The 13,888-nt window shown below is 47.7% G+C and carries 11 protein-coding genes and 2 pseudogenes; 10 read left to right on the plus strand and 3 right to left on the minus strand.

Annotated elements, in window-relative coordinates:
- Window positions 1-128 precede the first annotated feature (128 nt).
- From ACUZ8J_RS17200 to ACUZ8J_RS17210, 3 genes are read left to right on the plus strand one after another with little or no spacing between them, the layout of a single operon-like run.
- Window positions 129-662, plus strand: coding sequence for an RNA polymerase sigma factor (locus ACUZ8J_RS17200; RefSeq protein ID WP_248966637.1), 534 nt, complete (start codon window positions 129-131; stop codon window positions 660-662).
- Window positions 662-1,240: an anti-sigma factor gene (locus tag ACUZ8J_RS17205; protein ID WP_446694463.1), complete on the plus strand. Its 579-nt coding sequence runs from the start codon at window positions 662-664 to the stop codon at window positions 1,238-1,240. The genes ACUZ8J_RS17200 and ACUZ8J_RS17205 overlap by 1 nt, the downstream gene beginning before the upstream one ends.
- Complete coding sequence (locus tag ACUZ8J_RS17210; protein ID WP_446694464.1) at window positions 1,237-2,193, plus strand: DUF4097 family beta strand repeat-containing protein; 957 nt, start codon at window positions 1,237-1,239, stop codon at window positions 2,191-2,193. The genes ACUZ8J_RS17205 and ACUZ8J_RS17210 overlap by 4 nt, the downstream gene beginning before the upstream one ends.
- Window positions 2,194-2,277: 84 nt before the next feature.
- Here ACUZ8J_RS17210 and rsuA read toward each other — a convergent pair whose 3' ends face one another.
- The gene (rsuA, locus tag ACUZ8J_RS17215) at window positions 2,278-2,985 is read right to left on the minus strand and encodes a 16S rRNA pseudouridine(516) synthase RsuA (RefSeq protein ID WP_446694465.1); all 708 of its coding nucleotides are present in this window, start codon (window positions 2,983-2,985) and stop codon (window positions 2,278-2,280) included.
- Window positions 2,986-3,323: 338 nt separating this feature from the next.
- Here rsuA and ACUZ8J_RS17220 point away from each other — a divergent pair, with 338 nt between their 5' ends.
- The 4 genes and pseudogenes from ACUZ8J_RS17220 (at window position 3,324) to ACUZ8J_RS17235 (ending at window position 7,598) form a co-directional block, all read left to right on the plus strand.
- The gene (locus ACUZ8J_RS17220) at window positions 3,324-5,408 is read left to right on the plus strand and encodes a M13 family metallopeptidase (RefSeq protein WP_342201350.1); all 2,085 of its coding nucleotides are present in this window, start codon (window positions 3,324-3,326) and stop codon (window positions 5,406-5,408) included.
- A 196-nt stretch (window positions 5,409-5,604) separates the two neighbouring features.
- The gene (locus ACUZ8J_RS17225) at window positions 5,605-6,390 is read left to right on the plus strand and encodes a RelA/SpoT domain-containing protein (protein WP_208661718.1); all 786 of its coding nucleotides are present in this window, start codon (window positions 5,605-5,607) and stop codon (window positions 6,388-6,390) included.
- A 259-nt stretch (window positions 6,391-6,649) separates the two neighbouring features.
- Window positions 6,650-7,056, plus strand: a pseudogene (locus ACUZ8J_RS17230) (SMI1/KNR4 family protein).
- Window positions 7,057-7,097: 41 nt separating this feature from the next.
- Window positions 7,098-7,598, plus strand: a complete 501-nt coding sequence (locus tag ACUZ8J_RS17235; RefSeq protein ID WP_011623924.1) for a DUF4447 family protein — start codon at window positions 7,098-7,100, stop codon at window positions 7,596-7,598.
- Window positions 7,599-7,670: 72 nt separating this feature from the next.
- Here ACUZ8J_RS17235 and ACUZ8J_RS17240 read toward each other — a convergent pair whose 3' ends face one another.
- Together ACUZ8J_RS17240 and ACUZ8J_RS17245 are read right to left on the minus strand one after the other, a co-directional pair.
- Entirely contained in the window at window positions 7,671-8,300 is a 630-nt protein-coding gene (locus ACUZ8J_RS17240) for a glutathione S-transferase family protein (protein ID WP_446694466.1), read from the minus strand.
- Window positions 8,301-8,417: 117 nt separating this feature from the next.
- Window positions 8,418-10,998, minus strand: a pseudogene (locus ACUZ8J_RS17245) (TonB-dependent receptor).
- A 199-nt stretch (window positions 10,999-11,197) separates the two neighbouring features.
- Between ACUZ8J_RS17245 and ACUZ8J_RS17250 the strand changes: the two are divergent.
- From ACUZ8J_RS17250 to ACUZ8J_RS17260, 3 genes are all read left to right on the plus strand, one after another.
- Window positions 11,198-11,740 (plus strand): PH domain-containing protein, encoded by a 543-nt coding sequence (locus ACUZ8J_RS17250; protein WP_011625253.1) that lies wholly within the window; start codon window positions 11,198-11,200, stop codon window positions 11,738-11,740.
- Between the two features lie 83 nt (window positions 11,741-11,823).
- Window positions 11,824-13,110, plus strand: a complete 1,287-nt coding sequence (locus tag ACUZ8J_RS17255; protein WP_446694467.1) for an Nramp family divalent metal transporter — start codon at window positions 11,824-11,826, stop codon at window positions 13,108-13,110.
- Window positions 13,111-13,261: 151 nt separating this feature from the next.
- Window positions 13,262-13,726, plus strand: a complete 465-nt coding sequence (locus ACUZ8J_RS17260) for a DUF1456 family protein (RefSeq protein ID WP_041412549.1) — start codon at window positions 13,262-13,264, stop codon at window positions 13,724-13,726.
- Window positions 13,727-13,888: the final 162 nt, after the last annotated feature.

A 13,888-nucleotide genomic window follows, 5' to 3' on the forward strand; every position in this document is an offset into this window, starting at 1 on the left:
ACTACAACAACGCAAAGAGTTACGCAATATCTAAAAATAAACTGAATATATTTTTATTGGATACAAACCTTTTGCGCTTTTCAAAGCGTCCAATCAGTAATCATTCACCTTGATGACAGGAAAATACAGTGACGGTAGGGAGACTCCCACTCAACGATGCAATGTCAGAATTTGACCTCATCACCTTGGCCAGCCAAGGGAATAGAGCCGCATTTAAGCAACTGTATTTACAGCATCATCCAAGAGTATATGCCCTATCACTGCGGTTATCCGGCCAAGCCTCGCAGGCGGAAGAAATCACCCAAGAGTGTTTTATTCTGGTCTGGCAGAAATTGCCGCAGTTTAGGGGGGAGAGCCAATTTTCCACTTGGTTACACAGTATTTGTGTGAATCAGGCACTGAGCTTTATCCGTAAGCAAAAGTCATTTTGGGCACGTTTTATCCCGATGGAGAGTGACGATGAACATTCAAGCGCGGATGAACATTATCAAGGGTTAGACAAGTTGATCCTCAAACTGCCAGAGCGGGCGCGCATCGTGTTTGTGCTCTGCGCCATTGAAGGCTATCAACATGAAGAAATTGCGCAATTACTGGGTATTGCGGTGGGAACCAGCAAGACCCAGTACCACAGAGCCAAGCAATTACTACAGGAGATGCTGTAATGTCCTTATCTAACGATCCCCGCGAGGCCAAGCTCCAGCAGTTGATTGATGATGCCCCCAAAGCATTAACTCCCGAACGGGATCTTTGGCAAGGCATCGAAAAACGTATGGATAAGCCATTGGTGTCGCAAACGGCTGTTCGCCAAGCGCCGCGACTGCAAGGCGTGCAATGGGCGATTGCCGCAACTGTAGTGCTAGCTGTGTTCTTTGGTTTTTACACTCAAGCTCCGGTAATAACGTTGCTCCCTGAGCAAATCGTCAGCCAACCGGCGGATGATGAACAAGCGCTGCACACGCTGCTAAGCCAAATTGCCCAGACACATCAAGCCCAAGTGACGAGCCTCGAACACCCCCCGACGGTTGTGGCTTGGCAAACCAGTCGCTTTAGCGCGCCATTAGAGCAAGGCTTAGCGGAATTACGCCGTGCCGGCGAACAGATTTATCAAGCGTTACAAGCTAATCCAACCGACAAACAACTTTGGCAACTCTGGCTTTGGGTGCAACAACGTGAACTCGATTTGCTACAGCAAGGCCAAAAACTTCCGATTCAAAACTCAACACAAGGAAATAGCATATGAGCCATTTTACCCTCACGAAAACCAGTCTCTTAGTGTCGACGCTTTATCTTGGCCTTATGGGCAGTGTGTTCGCCGCTGAAAGTGTGGACAAACAGTTGCCGATGAGCAGCGATACCCTGCTGCAAATCAAAGTCCAACGGGGCGAAGTGCAAATTCAAAGCTGGGATAAAAATGAAGTCAGCGTGACGGGCACTCTCGATGAGCTGAGCGAAGGTTTTGTCTTCGAACAGAAAGGTAACAACCTGAATATCGAAGATAAAATGCCACGCCACTATAACGGCAGTGACAATAACGGTTCAAAACTCACCATTAAGGTACCTAAAACCGTCAAGCTGAGCGCCGATACGATTTCAGCCAATCTGCAAATCAGCCAGACTCAAGGCGAGCTGGAGTTAAATACCGTTAGCGGTAATATCACCGCCGAGGCACTAGACGGCACACCGACATTGCACACTGTGTCTGGCGACATCACCACTAAGGGGTTAGCGGGTAAAGTGATGTTAGATACCGTCTCCGGTGAGATTAAAGACACCCAAAGCAAAGGCGAAATCAAATACCGTTTAGTGAGCGGCGATCTCAACAGCCAAACCTTAGCCGATAAAGTGAAAGTCGAGCAGGTTTCGGGGGAAATCAAAGCCGACTTAAATACCGCCAAAGAAGTCAATGTCCGCACCGTGAGCGGCGACACTCAAGTGTCACTGGCAAAAAGCTTCGATAAAGCCAATCTAGAGAGCGTCAGTGGCGATATTATTGTGACATTTGCTGATACACCAGATGCCAATTTCGAGCTCAATGGCGGCCCAGGCGGCAAAATCAAAAATGGCTTGAGCCAAGATGTGCCACAAAGACAAAAATACGTGCCGAATGAATCCTTAAGCTTCCAAACGGGCTCTGGTAGCGCCAGTGTGAAGATGGATACCATTAGCGGTAATCTGATCCTGAAAAAACAATAGCCTTATCAGAAAACGCTAATTGGCGATAAAAATAGCAATAAAAATGCCGCTCATCAGGAGCGGCATTTTTTTAGCCAAAGGGTGTTAAATCGAGGCGATTTCTTCGCTCGTCAGATAGCGCCATTCGCCTAGAGCAAGTTCTGCGTCTAATTCAATTTTGCCAATGCTTTCACGGTGTAAGCCAACCACATGATTACCTACGGCGGCAAACATCCGCTTCACTTGGTGATACTTGCCTTCTGTAATGGTTAAACGCACCAGCTGCGGCTCGATGATTTCAAGCACTGCGGGTTTTGTCAGGCCGTCCTCGTTTCTCAGCTCCACTCCAGCGGCAAAAACGCCAATCAGACTCTCATCCACAGGCTCGGCTAACGTCACTAAGTAACGCTTGCCACATTCTTTTTTCGGCGAGGTGATCCGATGCGACCATTGACCATCACTCGTGATCAACACTAGGCCCGTGGTATCGGCATCTAAACGGCCAGCAATGTGTAAAGTTTCGGGCTTTTCAATATCCAGCAGGCTCAATACCGAAGGGTAGACTTCATCTATGGTCGAGCAAATCGTATCCACGGGTTTATTGAGCATCAGGTAACGCTCACCGAGGAGGGAGATAGGCTCACCTTCGAGGCACACTTGCATCCCCTCGAGCACTTTAAAGCCAGCATCTTTAATCACAGCCCCATCACAGGTGATGTCACCACGGTGCAGGGCTTTTTTCGCTAAAGAACGGGTAAGCGAGGTACTTTCACAGATAAATTTGTCTAAACGCACGGGACGACTCAACTTCAATAAATGAAAACCGCCGTATTATGAGGCCCAACGAACGAAAGGGCAAAGCCTAGCCAATCAAATTACCCAAACGCGTGCTCGGTTACGCAATGCAAACCTAAGTGCTTACTTACTTGACAGAGCTTGCGTACGGTATGTTTGGCGGTTTTTAGGCCAAATTCAACCATGGTAATTTTTAGTTACAACTGACGGATAATAAATCCGACTGAAAAAGTGTAATCACCTTGTTTAGATTCCCACTAAAGCATTAACATACGTAGCGTTGCGCCTGAAGCAATCCCATTTTACAGCCAAACAGACCCAGAGATGGGCACAATAACAAATTCGAAGGAAACGACATGAGAAAAGTACTCATTGGGGGACTGTGTGCCTCACTCATCGCGGGCCTCACTGCCTGTAATGACAAACCCGCTGAAGTTAAAGCGCCAGAAACCACTAAAACCGCCACTGCTGCCGCTGTAACTAAAGCATTAGGTTCAGGTATCGAATTTGAAAACTTCGATAAGTCTGTGCGTCCACAGGACGACTTCTATGAATATGTTAACGGCGCTTGGCTGAAGAAAGCCGAGATCCCAGCCGATCGCACTAGCATTGGTGCCTTCTACGATCTGCGTGAAAAATCCCGTGATGACGTTAAAGCCATTATCGAAGAAGTCGCTGCAACGCCAAATCTGGCCGTAGGCACTGACGAGCAAAAAGTGGCTGATCTTTACCGTTCATTTATGGACACAGCGACGCTAAACAAGCTAGGCGTGACGCCACTGAAAGGCGAATTTGATGCTATCAACGCCTTAAAAGACAAAAACGAGCTGGTGAAATACTTCGCCCACAGCCAAATCATGGGCGCTGGTACGCCAATGGCTTTCTACATCGATATCGATGCAAAAAACTCTAGCCGTTACGCGACTCACCTGTATCAATACGGCCTAAGCCTGCCAGAAAAAGACTACTACTTTAACGAGTCAGAGCGTTTCGTTAATATTCGTAAGGCTTACCTTGCCCATATCGAAAAAATGTTTACTCTAGCCGGCCTTGCTAATCCAAAAGCCAGCGCAGAATCGATCCTCGCACTCGAAACTGCGATTGCCTCTAAACATTGGGATGTGGTTGAAACCCGCGACAGCACTAAATCCTATAACCTGTACCAAGTTAAAGATCTGCCAAGCTTAGCGCCAGATATCGACTGGACAGGCTACTTAACGACATTAGGTGCTGACAAGCAAACCGACATTATCGTTAACCAACCAAGCTATATCCAAGGCCTGAACGAAGTCCTCAAAACGACCGATCTAGCGACTTGGAAAACCTACATGCAATGGCAAGTGCTGACCCACGCGGCAAGCAACTTGAGCGAAGAGTTAGACAACGAGAACTTTGCCTTCTTCTCTAAAACCCTGAACGGACAAGAAGAACAAGAGCCACGTTGGAAGCGCGGTGTTGCGGCAGTCAACGGCGTATTAGGTGAAGTGGTGGGTAAAGTGTACGTGAAGCGTCACTTCGCACCAGAAGCCAAAGAGCGCATGCAAGCATTGGTTGAAAACCTGCGCGGCGCCTACGGCGACAGCATCAAAGATCTGACTTGGATGAGCGATACCACTAAGCAAGCTGCTGCCGAAAAATTAGCGAAATTCAACCCGAAAATTGGTTATCCAAACAAGTGGGAAGATTACAGCAAGCTAACCATTAAAGCCGATGATTTGATTGGTAACGCGGTTCGCGCAAGCGAAGTTGAGCACGCTAAGTCACTGGCTAAGTTAGGCGCGCCAATCGATAAAGACGAGTGGCACATGACCCCACAAACGGTTAACGCCTACTACAACCCAACCATGAACGAAATCGTGTTCCCAGCTGCAATTCTGCAACCACCTTTCTTCAACATGGAAGCGGATGATGCCGTTAACTACGGTGGTATCGGTGCGGTTATCGGTCACGAAATGGGTCATGGTTTCGACGACCAAGGCGCTAAGTTCGACGGCGAAGGTAATATGCGCGACTGGTGGACAGAGAAAGACTTAGAAGAATTCTCTGCCCGTGGTAAGGCGCTGATCGCACAATACGATGGCTACTATGTGTTTGACGATCTGCACGTCAACGGCAGCCTGACCTTAGGCGAGAACATCGGTGACTTATCGGGCGTGACTATCGCTTACCGTGCCTACAAAAAGTCACTCAATGGTAAAGAAGCACCGGTTATCGACGGTCTGACTGGCGATCAACGTTTCTTCATCGGCTTCACGCAAATTTGGCGTGCAAAAGCCAAAGAAGAAGCCCTGCGTAACCGCGTAGCAACAGATCCACACTCACCTGCGGAATTCCGTGCTCTTGGCGCGCTGTCTAACATGCCTGAGTTTTACACCACCTATGATGTGAAACCTGGTGATGCTATGTATATCGCACCAGAGAAACGCGTGAAAATTTGGTAATCCCAAATTAATTCAAGATAGTAATCAACAAACCCTATGGCGCCGCTCACTATAGCGGCGCTATTTTTTAGGCGCGAAAAATGTGAACCTAAGCTAAACATGAACAAGTCTTCATCATTGATTCAGCTTTAATTAAGCCACTCCAGCCTATGGTATTCCCGTGATGTGTATCACTCCCATAAGGAAGTAGGCCGTTATGAATAAGTTATTTCGTACCTTTTTTATCTTTCTACTCTTATTATCGACCCGCACTGGCGTAGCCAATCCTTTAGATATCAATGACAGCAGAGCCGAACGTGGCAGCTATAGCGCAAGGCAAGCTCAAAGCCATGATCTTCAAGGGCTATATGCACTCAACACTCAAACCTTCGACACACCACGCCAATCTTTAAGCTGTTTAGATAAACTGTATTCAAATGCCCCTATTGCCCAAAATGAGCTAGGTAACTTATTGCAACGAATCACAGCGGATACACAGGCGCGGGTGATTTTACCAGACGTAAAAAGCTATCAACGCGCCGCCGAGAAGGTCGCCACTAAATTTAATGGTGATGCCAGCCAAATCACCGATCTTGCCCGCGCCAGCATCGTCAGTAACAGTATCTCCGAGCTGATGCAAAGCTATTATGCCTTAAGCGAGCAAGCTCAGGTCGTGAAACAGAAAAACCGTTTCGCCGAGCCTAAAGCCTCAGGTTATCGCGACCTTAACTTACTGGTACGTTTGCCCGAAAGCGGCATGATTGCCGAGGTCCAATTACACCTTAAAGACATTGCCGACATTAAAAGTGGCCCAGAGCACAAGGTTTACGAGCAAGTTCAACAGATTGAGGCAAATGCGATAAAACAGCAACGTGCATTAAGTGAGTTTGAAACCGCGCAGATCGCTAAGCTGCGCCAAGAGTCCCATAAGCTGTATCACAAAGCTTGGCTTAACTATAAACGCGTCGATGAAGGACTACTGCTCACTAACTCAGTTGCTTAATCACCCGTTTGTTTAATTGTTTAATCGCTTAACCGTTTAACGCTATACCACTTCCACTGTTGCGCTGGCTATTTGTGAAAACAGATGCCAGCGCTTTTTTATGGCATAACCCCAAACTCAGCCCAAAGCGTCATCTCGCTAACAATCGATCTATGCCCACTATCGTTCTATGTCCACTATCGCTCACAGCCCTTCCCTCGCATCCAACCTTATTTCCCTATATAATCCCGCGCCATAAGGCGACCCTTAAGGACATTCCATGCACGACATTATTGAGCAACTCCAAGAACGCAGCGAAACCGTGCCTGTGCCACTGAGTTACCCACATTCGAGCAGTTAGTGGAGGTTGAGGAACAGATTTTGATCCCGCTGCCACGGGAATTAAAGGAATACCTACTCCATGCCAGTGATGTGATTTATGGTGCGATTGAGCCTGTGACCGCAGCCGATCCCTATTCACACACCTATTTACCCGAAGTCACTTGCTATGCTTGGTCAATCGGCTTGCCGAGGGACTTAATCGCCATCTGCCAATTGGGCGATGACTTTTATTGTATCGATCAGGATGGCCAAGTTCACTTCTGGCAAAACGGTGACTTTACCGATACTTATTGGGAATCCTTCTGGGAATGGGTCGAAGATATTTGGCTTAAAAACAAATACTGATTTTACCGAGATTGTATTTTTATCAACTTGAGAACCGCATTATGTCTAAAAATATTGGCTTGAACGCCATCGAAATGAGCTACTTACGCCAATCACTCAGCCTCAGTGCGGCTCAAGTAGGACAACTGACCAATCACAGCGAAGCCGATGTATTAGCGTGGGAAAATGCTGAAACACAGGCCCCTGAACTGGCACAGAAAAAGCTGTTAGATCTCGACGATATTATCGAGATGCAAGTGCTCAATACCACAGACGGCATCGAAGCCTTGTTTAAGAAAGAGCCTAAACGTCACCTAGCCTTCGTGGTGTATCCAACCCAAGCCGTTTACACCCAATATAATCCTGAATTTTTAAGCTCGCTGCCGTTAACTGAGCTGTACAACACCGCTGCATGGCGCATTAAAAAAGAATGCAAACTGGTGCTTGAAGTGGATGTTAGCTTAGTCAATCTCGATGTCGAAGCCTACAAGGCATTCCGTGAGCAAAATGGATTAAGTGAAAGCCGTGAAAGCCGTGCGAAATGGGCGGCGACTCAGCTATAAACGCTAAACGACTTAAGCAAAAAGGGCAGAAGTAAATCTTCTGCCCTTTTGTTTTTTATCGCTTAGTGCCAATTAAGCCTGCGCTGCGTTGGCGACGGCTTCCATTTTGGCGAGCGCCGATTTACGCGAAGGACGCGCCGCAATTCTATCGCGATACGCCGCCAATTTAGGCGGGATCTGCTGCTCAAATAAAGTGCCCCACATCAGTGTATGTGCCAGCAGAATATCGGCAACCGATAAGGTATCGCCGAGTAAAAAGTCACTATCGGGCAGCATAGCTTCAGCCAAGGCCGCCGCCTTATCAAACTCCCACACAGCGCAAGGCATGATAGAAGGATGACGCTGCGCTTCCGGCAGCGCGAATTTATGCTTGCCTAGGGTCCATAGAGGCTGCTCGAGTTCGGTAATAATAAAGCTCACCCATTGATGATGCAGACCCGATGCCGCACTGCCCGCTTCAGGTAACAAGCTGCCAAACTTCTCTGCCAGATACAGGCAAATGGCCGCAGACTCAGACAATACAAGATTATCGTCGGTTAACACTGGCACTTTGCCGCAGGGATTAAGCGCTAAGAACGCGGCGCTACGGTGCTCGCCCTTATTCATATCCACAAACGAAAAGGCCCATTCGGCGCCTAACTCTTCTAACACCCAAGCGACTCGTAATGCACGGCTGCGGGGCATGCCATATAAGGTGATCATATTAACGTCCTTTTAGTGATGACTGATTAACGAGAACGAAGATACACTGTGTCGCGGCAGAGTAAAATACAAAAACGGCGCCGAAGCGCCGTTTCCTATGACTCAATCAATGACTCATTAGAAGTTCATTGTCAGTTTGGTGTAGATATAACGTCCCATTGGGTTGTGTACAGAAATCACATAACCATAGAGGTCGGTATCGCCGTCACCAATCGCAAATGGTGGTTCTTCATCAAACACGTTGTTCACGCCTAATGTCAGCTTAAACATCTCGTTGAATCGGTAACTACCTGACATATCAACTAATAACTGAGCATCCACCATACGAGACTTGTTAGTTTCGAAGTCTAACACACCGTCAAAGTCGATATCTGGAGTATCTTCGAACTCACCGATGTAACTTAAGTTTACGTTGGCCGCGAAGTTATCCATGGTCCAATTCGTGGTGAGTAACCAGCGATGTTGTGGGAACTTGTACTCGCCAGTGTAATCGAGACCGTCTTTTTCGAAGTTATTAGCTGTACTCTAGGCCAAACTTCAAATCACCAAAGCTATCTAGCTCAAGACCATAGTGGGTTGACAGGTCAACACCCTGCACATCCTGCGAGCTTAAGTTGATAAAGCTTGAGTGAATAATGCTGATAGGGCCTAAGGTTTGACCCGCTTGCGGTGCTAAACGCTCACACACTGTGCTGTTTTGATCGTTACAGTTTGCGGTGTAGATATCACCCAATGGCTGCTTATCGATCTTGTTATCTTGAGTGATGCTGTAAACATCGAAACCGATATCAAACTTCTGGCTTGGCGCCCAGATAAGTCCAAGGTTCCATGTTTCTGACTCTTCGGCATCCAACTCAGAGTTACCTTGGAATTCAGTGTTGTAGTCGAGCGCTTCACAATCTACACCATCGGCGGCGCAGCGATAAGTATCGATAAAGAAGCTACTTTCGCGTGATGGGCCTAAACCGATTTGTGCTAATGAAGGCGCGCGGAAACCCGTTGACCAAGAACCACGGCTCGTCAGCTCATCGGTGATGCCCCATTGGAACGCCACTTTAGGGTTAGTGGTTGAACCAAAATCGCTGTAGTGGTCGTAGCGACCCGCGAGTTGCAGCTCAAAGTTATCCGTGACAGGAATAGAGAACTCCACATAACCCGCGTATTGGTCACGGGATGCCGCCGCAGAAACCGCTTCGGTACCGAAAATCAGCCCACGTTGGAACTGTTCATCCGGCACGTCGCTGACACTTTCTTCACGGTATTCCACACCCGCAGCCATCATAATATCGCGATCCGCCAGCGTGAACGCTTGGCCAGAAATGTTCGCCGCGTAAGACGTCATGCTCGATAAACCTTGGCGAACTAGGCTAGTGGTAATCGCATCGATCACATCCTGCGAGTTCATGGTGCCGCCAAAGGGATTGTAGCGACCCGCATCAATTTCGGCTTGCAGGTAATCGGTTCTGACCCAACCTTGAGTACGATCGCCCGTTTGAGTCGATTCACTACGGCCGCGTTGTACCGAGGCTTCCCAATCCCACTCTTTAATCGTGCCACGTAAACCCGCGACTAAACGCAGGGTGTCGGACTCGATATCCCAACGACGAGCGCCCGCATCCACTGTACGGAAACGACCGATTTCAATATCTTTGCCCCAAGGATTATTTGGGTGAGTGCCAGGCACAGTTAAGGCCGCATCTTCATCCAAAGGTGTTGGCGCACCACCCGCAATTGAAGAGTTATGTTGCGCGGCTAACTCGAGGAACGCGGTTAAATCGTCATTGAAATGGTAATCGAATTGACCAATAGCCCCGATACGCTCAGCCTCAGGGATCACTAAGTTGTATGGACCATAGTCAAATAAACAGCTGCCGCTGGCCGTTGCACGATCGGGCGGACAGGATGGATCGATTGTCTTCACGCCATCAACATAAAAATAACCGGGGAAACCGCGTGAGGAGCGGAAATCTTCACCACCGTAAGGGCTTTGATCGGCTGTGCCAAAACGGCCCAAATCGGTTGCCGCTAAGGTATCGTTTTTAAAATAGTCGAGAATAACCGACGCACTGCCCTTTTCGGACTTCACGCCCCAAACGACGCTTGCCGTGGTTTCATCATAACCCGTACCTGGGGTGTCGCCGTAACCTAAGTTAACCTCAATCCCTTCGATGTCTTTTTTCAAGACGATGTTAACTACACCCGCAATCGCATCGGAACCGTAAATCGCCGATGCACCATCTTTCAGAATATCAATGCGTTCAATCGCTGAAACCGGAATGTTGTTAATGTCGACGAAGGAGTTAGTGATACCTTCGGCAAAGGCACTTGCCGCAACACGGCGACCGTTAATCAATACCAGAGTGGCGTCAGGGCCTAAGCCACGCAAACTGATTGAAGCACCACCGTTTGCGGTCGAGTCTTGGCTGTTCCCACGGGTAGAGAAAGCGCCAGCACCGTTGGCAGGCATACGTTCGAGTAACTGCTGCAGGTTGTCAAAACCCATGTTGGCAATATCCTCTTTGCCAATGGATTGAATGGGTGACGGTCCCTCGATATCAGTGCGCTTAATACGAGAGCCCGTTACTTCAATGCGTTCAACTTTGTCAGCGCCGTTATCGGCAGCATAGCTAATACTCGGGGCAAATGCCATTGCGATCGCAATAGCACAAGCACTGGGTAGAATCTGAGGTCTTTTCATTTACATCCCCTAATCTTCATTCGTTAAATTTATTTTACTTTTATTAAACTAATTTTTAACACAACCAAGGTAATCGGTTGTAAAACAAAGTCAATGGGGGACTGTAAAAAGTTAAACTTTTGTTACTAATAAAAACCATGTATTTTCCTGCTGAGATCTCTCAAGATAGCGAAATGGAACATTGGCATTGAGGAAGAACATGCAAGAACAAACAATTCATGAAGCCCAATTTGAAGATAATTTAGGTTTGTACTGGTTACTCTCAGGGGCCGCTTACTTCACCTTAAGTATTGTGGGTATTCCCTTGTTATTACTTTGGTTTCCTATTGGGTTATGGGGGACTCGCCGCTACATCAGCAATATGAGCGCACGCTTAACCAGCAAAAAGCTGATCGTGCGCAGAGGCATATTAACTCGCACAGAAAATACGGTTCCCTTAGATAAAATTACCGATATCGCCCTCATTCAGGGGCCGATTATGCGCCTGATGGGATTACATAAACTCACTGTAGAAACCGCAGGACAATCGGGCGCTGGCGCCTTAATTAGTCTGGTTGGTATAGTCAACGCCCCCGATTTTAGGGCGCAGATTTTGGAGCAAAAAGAACGCTTAAGTGAGGCACATACCACCAGCGAGACGAGCGCTCCCACAGAAGATAACGCAATGTTGACCCAACTTGTGGAAATGACGGCAAGCTTAAAACGCATCGAAGCCCTACTCGCCTCAAAATACAATTCTTAACAGTTAACATCGCGACTTAACGGCTTAGATAGCTCAGTATCGAGCAAACCATTTCCAACGGATAAGGAAACACCCTGCGTATTATGGCGACTTCTCAAGTAAAACCTCTCCCCATGAATTGGACAGCCCAACTGGCCCTCGGCGTAAAAGCCATGGGACCCGGTGTGTTAATGGCCGCCGCTGCGATTGGGGCTTCACATTTAGTGTCATCTACCCGCGCCGGCGCAGAATTTGGCTGGCAACTCGCCTGGGTGATTCTGGGAGTAAACTTGCTGAAATACCCCTTCTTTGCCGCAGGTGCACGTTACACCGCTGCAACGGGTGAAAGCCTGCTGCATGGTTATCTTAAACAGGGCCGAGGTTACTTGTGGTTATTCACTGGCCTCAATGTGATTGCTTCCATCGCCAGCACCGCGGGGGTTTGCATGTTAACCGCCGCCATGCTCACCCAGTTTATCCCTCTGCCTATTGATGTGTTGGCGTTATTGGTGCTGATAAGTTCGTTGTTGTTATTGATTTTAGGGCACTATTCATTGTTGGACAGGCTGACGAAGATCATCATGTTCGCCCTGACACTCACCACCTTAATCGCCGTCGCCTTGGCATTGGATCATGTAAAACCGCTTGAAAGCCAGTTTGTCTCCCCCTCACCTTGGCAGTGGGCCCATGTGGGATTCTTGGTCGCCATGATGGGTTGGATGCCAGCACCAATTGAAGTCAGCGCATGGAATTCGCTGTGGTTATTGGAAAAACAAAAGACATCACCCGTTACCCCCGCCCAAGCCATCTTAGACTTCAACTTAGGCTATATCGTCACCGCCCTGTTAGCTGTGGTCTTTTTGGCCTTAGGTGCGCTGGTGATGCATGGCAGTGGTGAGCACTTTTCCGACTCTGGTGCCAAATTTGCGAACCAATTAATCAACTTATATAGCCAAGTCATGGGTGGTGAAAGCCGCTATTTGATAGGCATAGTGGCGTTTTTATGTATTTTCAGCACCACTGTCACTGTCATCGATGGCTATAGCCGAACCTTGAACATGGGCTGGCAACTGCTCTCACGCGCAGCAGTCAGCGAAACCCCATCGGACAAACGCCTAACGGGCATCATGCTCAGCGTAAGCGCATTAGGATTATTGCTCATCCTGTTTTTCAAGGGCGCCCTGCTGCCACTGCTGGAATTTGTGATGATTTTGGCTTTTATGACTACAGTTGTTTTTGCATGGCTAAACTATCGCTTAATGACTAGCACCCAACTGCCAGAGGCTCATCGTTATGGCATAAAAATGAAAGGCCTCTCTTGGATAGGATTAAGCTATTTGCTTATTTTTGCAGTGCTTTTTATTTACTGGTATTTAGCCGTTAACGTTTAGTTTTACTTATTTAAGCATGAGCCCTCAGCGAGGGCTCATGCTCTACTGTGCCACAGGCCTCATCCATACTAGACTTTCCTGCTTTTCTGTTACTTTGAGTATATAATGTCTGCTCTTAAACCAGACAGCGCAGCCGCGCCTAGAGATGACCATGATTAACAATGATATTTTGCGCCGTTTGCGCTTCGTGTTTGATTTCAACAATGCCAAAATGATTAAGATCTTTGCCAAAGTTGGAAGAGAAGTGCCAACCGAAGAGATGATTAGTCTGCTGCGCAAAGAAGAGGAAGAAGGCTATAAGGCCTGTAACGACACGACCCTATGTCAGTTTTTAGATGGTCTTATCATCGAAAAACGCGGTCTACGTGAAGGGGCTGAAATCCCAAAGCCAGTATCAAAATTAAACAATAACTTAATCTTCAAAAAGTTACGTGTTGCTCTCGAAATGCGTGAAGAAGATATTATGGCCACCTTAGCGCTCGCCGAAGTGCAAATGTCTAAGTCTGAGTTAAGCGCACTGTTTCGCAATCCAGATCATAAAAACTTCAAAGCCTGTGGCGACCAGATCCTGCGTAACTTTATCCGTGGCTTATCACTAAAATATCGCGGTGTTTAATCTCCAAATAGCTTAACCCCAGAAACGCAGCCTAGGCTGCGTTTTTTGTTTTAATAGCACCTTAAACAGCCATTTACACGGCAAAAGCATTTACAATCAGTTAACAGAAGCATGTTTTAAACGGCCAGATTGGCGCCTGCTGCAAAAAAAGCCACAAATAGC

Source organism: Shewanella sp. Koi 1 (genome assembly GCF_052907445.1).

What these genes read in the sequence shown, in the direction of transcription:
- ACUZ8J_RS17205 (WP_446694463.1), top strand. Translation starts at nt 662, where the DNA reads ATGTCCTTATCTAACGATCCCCGCGAGGCCAAGCTCCAGCAGTTGATT.
- ACUZ8J_RS17210 (WP_446694464.1), top strand. Translation starts at nt 1,237, where the DNA reads ATGAGCCATTTTACCCTCACGAAAACCAGTCTCTTAGTGTCGACGCTT.
- ACUZ8J_RS17220 (WP_342201350.1), top strand. Translation starts at nt 3,324, where the DNA reads ATGAGAAAAGTACTCATTGGGGGACTGTGTGCCTCACTCATCGCGGGC.
- ACUZ8J_RS17225 (WP_208661718.1), top strand. Translation starts at nt 5,605, where the DNA reads ATGAATAAGTTATTTCGTACCTTTTTTATCTTTCTACTCTTATTATCG.
- ACUZ8J_RS17235 (WP_011623924.1), top strand. Translation starts at nt 7,098, where the DNA reads ATGTCTAAAAATATTGGCTTGAACGCCATCGAAATGAGCTACTTACGC.
- ACUZ8J_RS17240 (WP_446694466.1), bottom strand. Translation starts at nt 8,300, where the DNA reads ATGATCACCTTATATGGCATGCCCCGCAGCCGTGCATTACGAGTCGCT.
- ACUZ8J_RS17250 (WP_011625253.1), top strand. Translation starts at nt 11,198, where the DNA reads ATGCAAGAACAAACAATTCATGAAGCCCAATTTGAAGATAATTTAGGT.
- ACUZ8J_RS17255 (WP_446694467.1), top strand. Translation starts at nt 11,824, where the DNA reads ATGGCGACTTCTCAAGTAAAACCTCTCCCCATGAATTGGACAGCCCAA.
- ACUZ8J_RS17260 (WP_041412549.1), top strand. Translation starts at nt 13,262, where the DNA reads ATGATTAACAATGATATTTTGCGCCGTTTGCGCTTCGTGTTTGATTTC.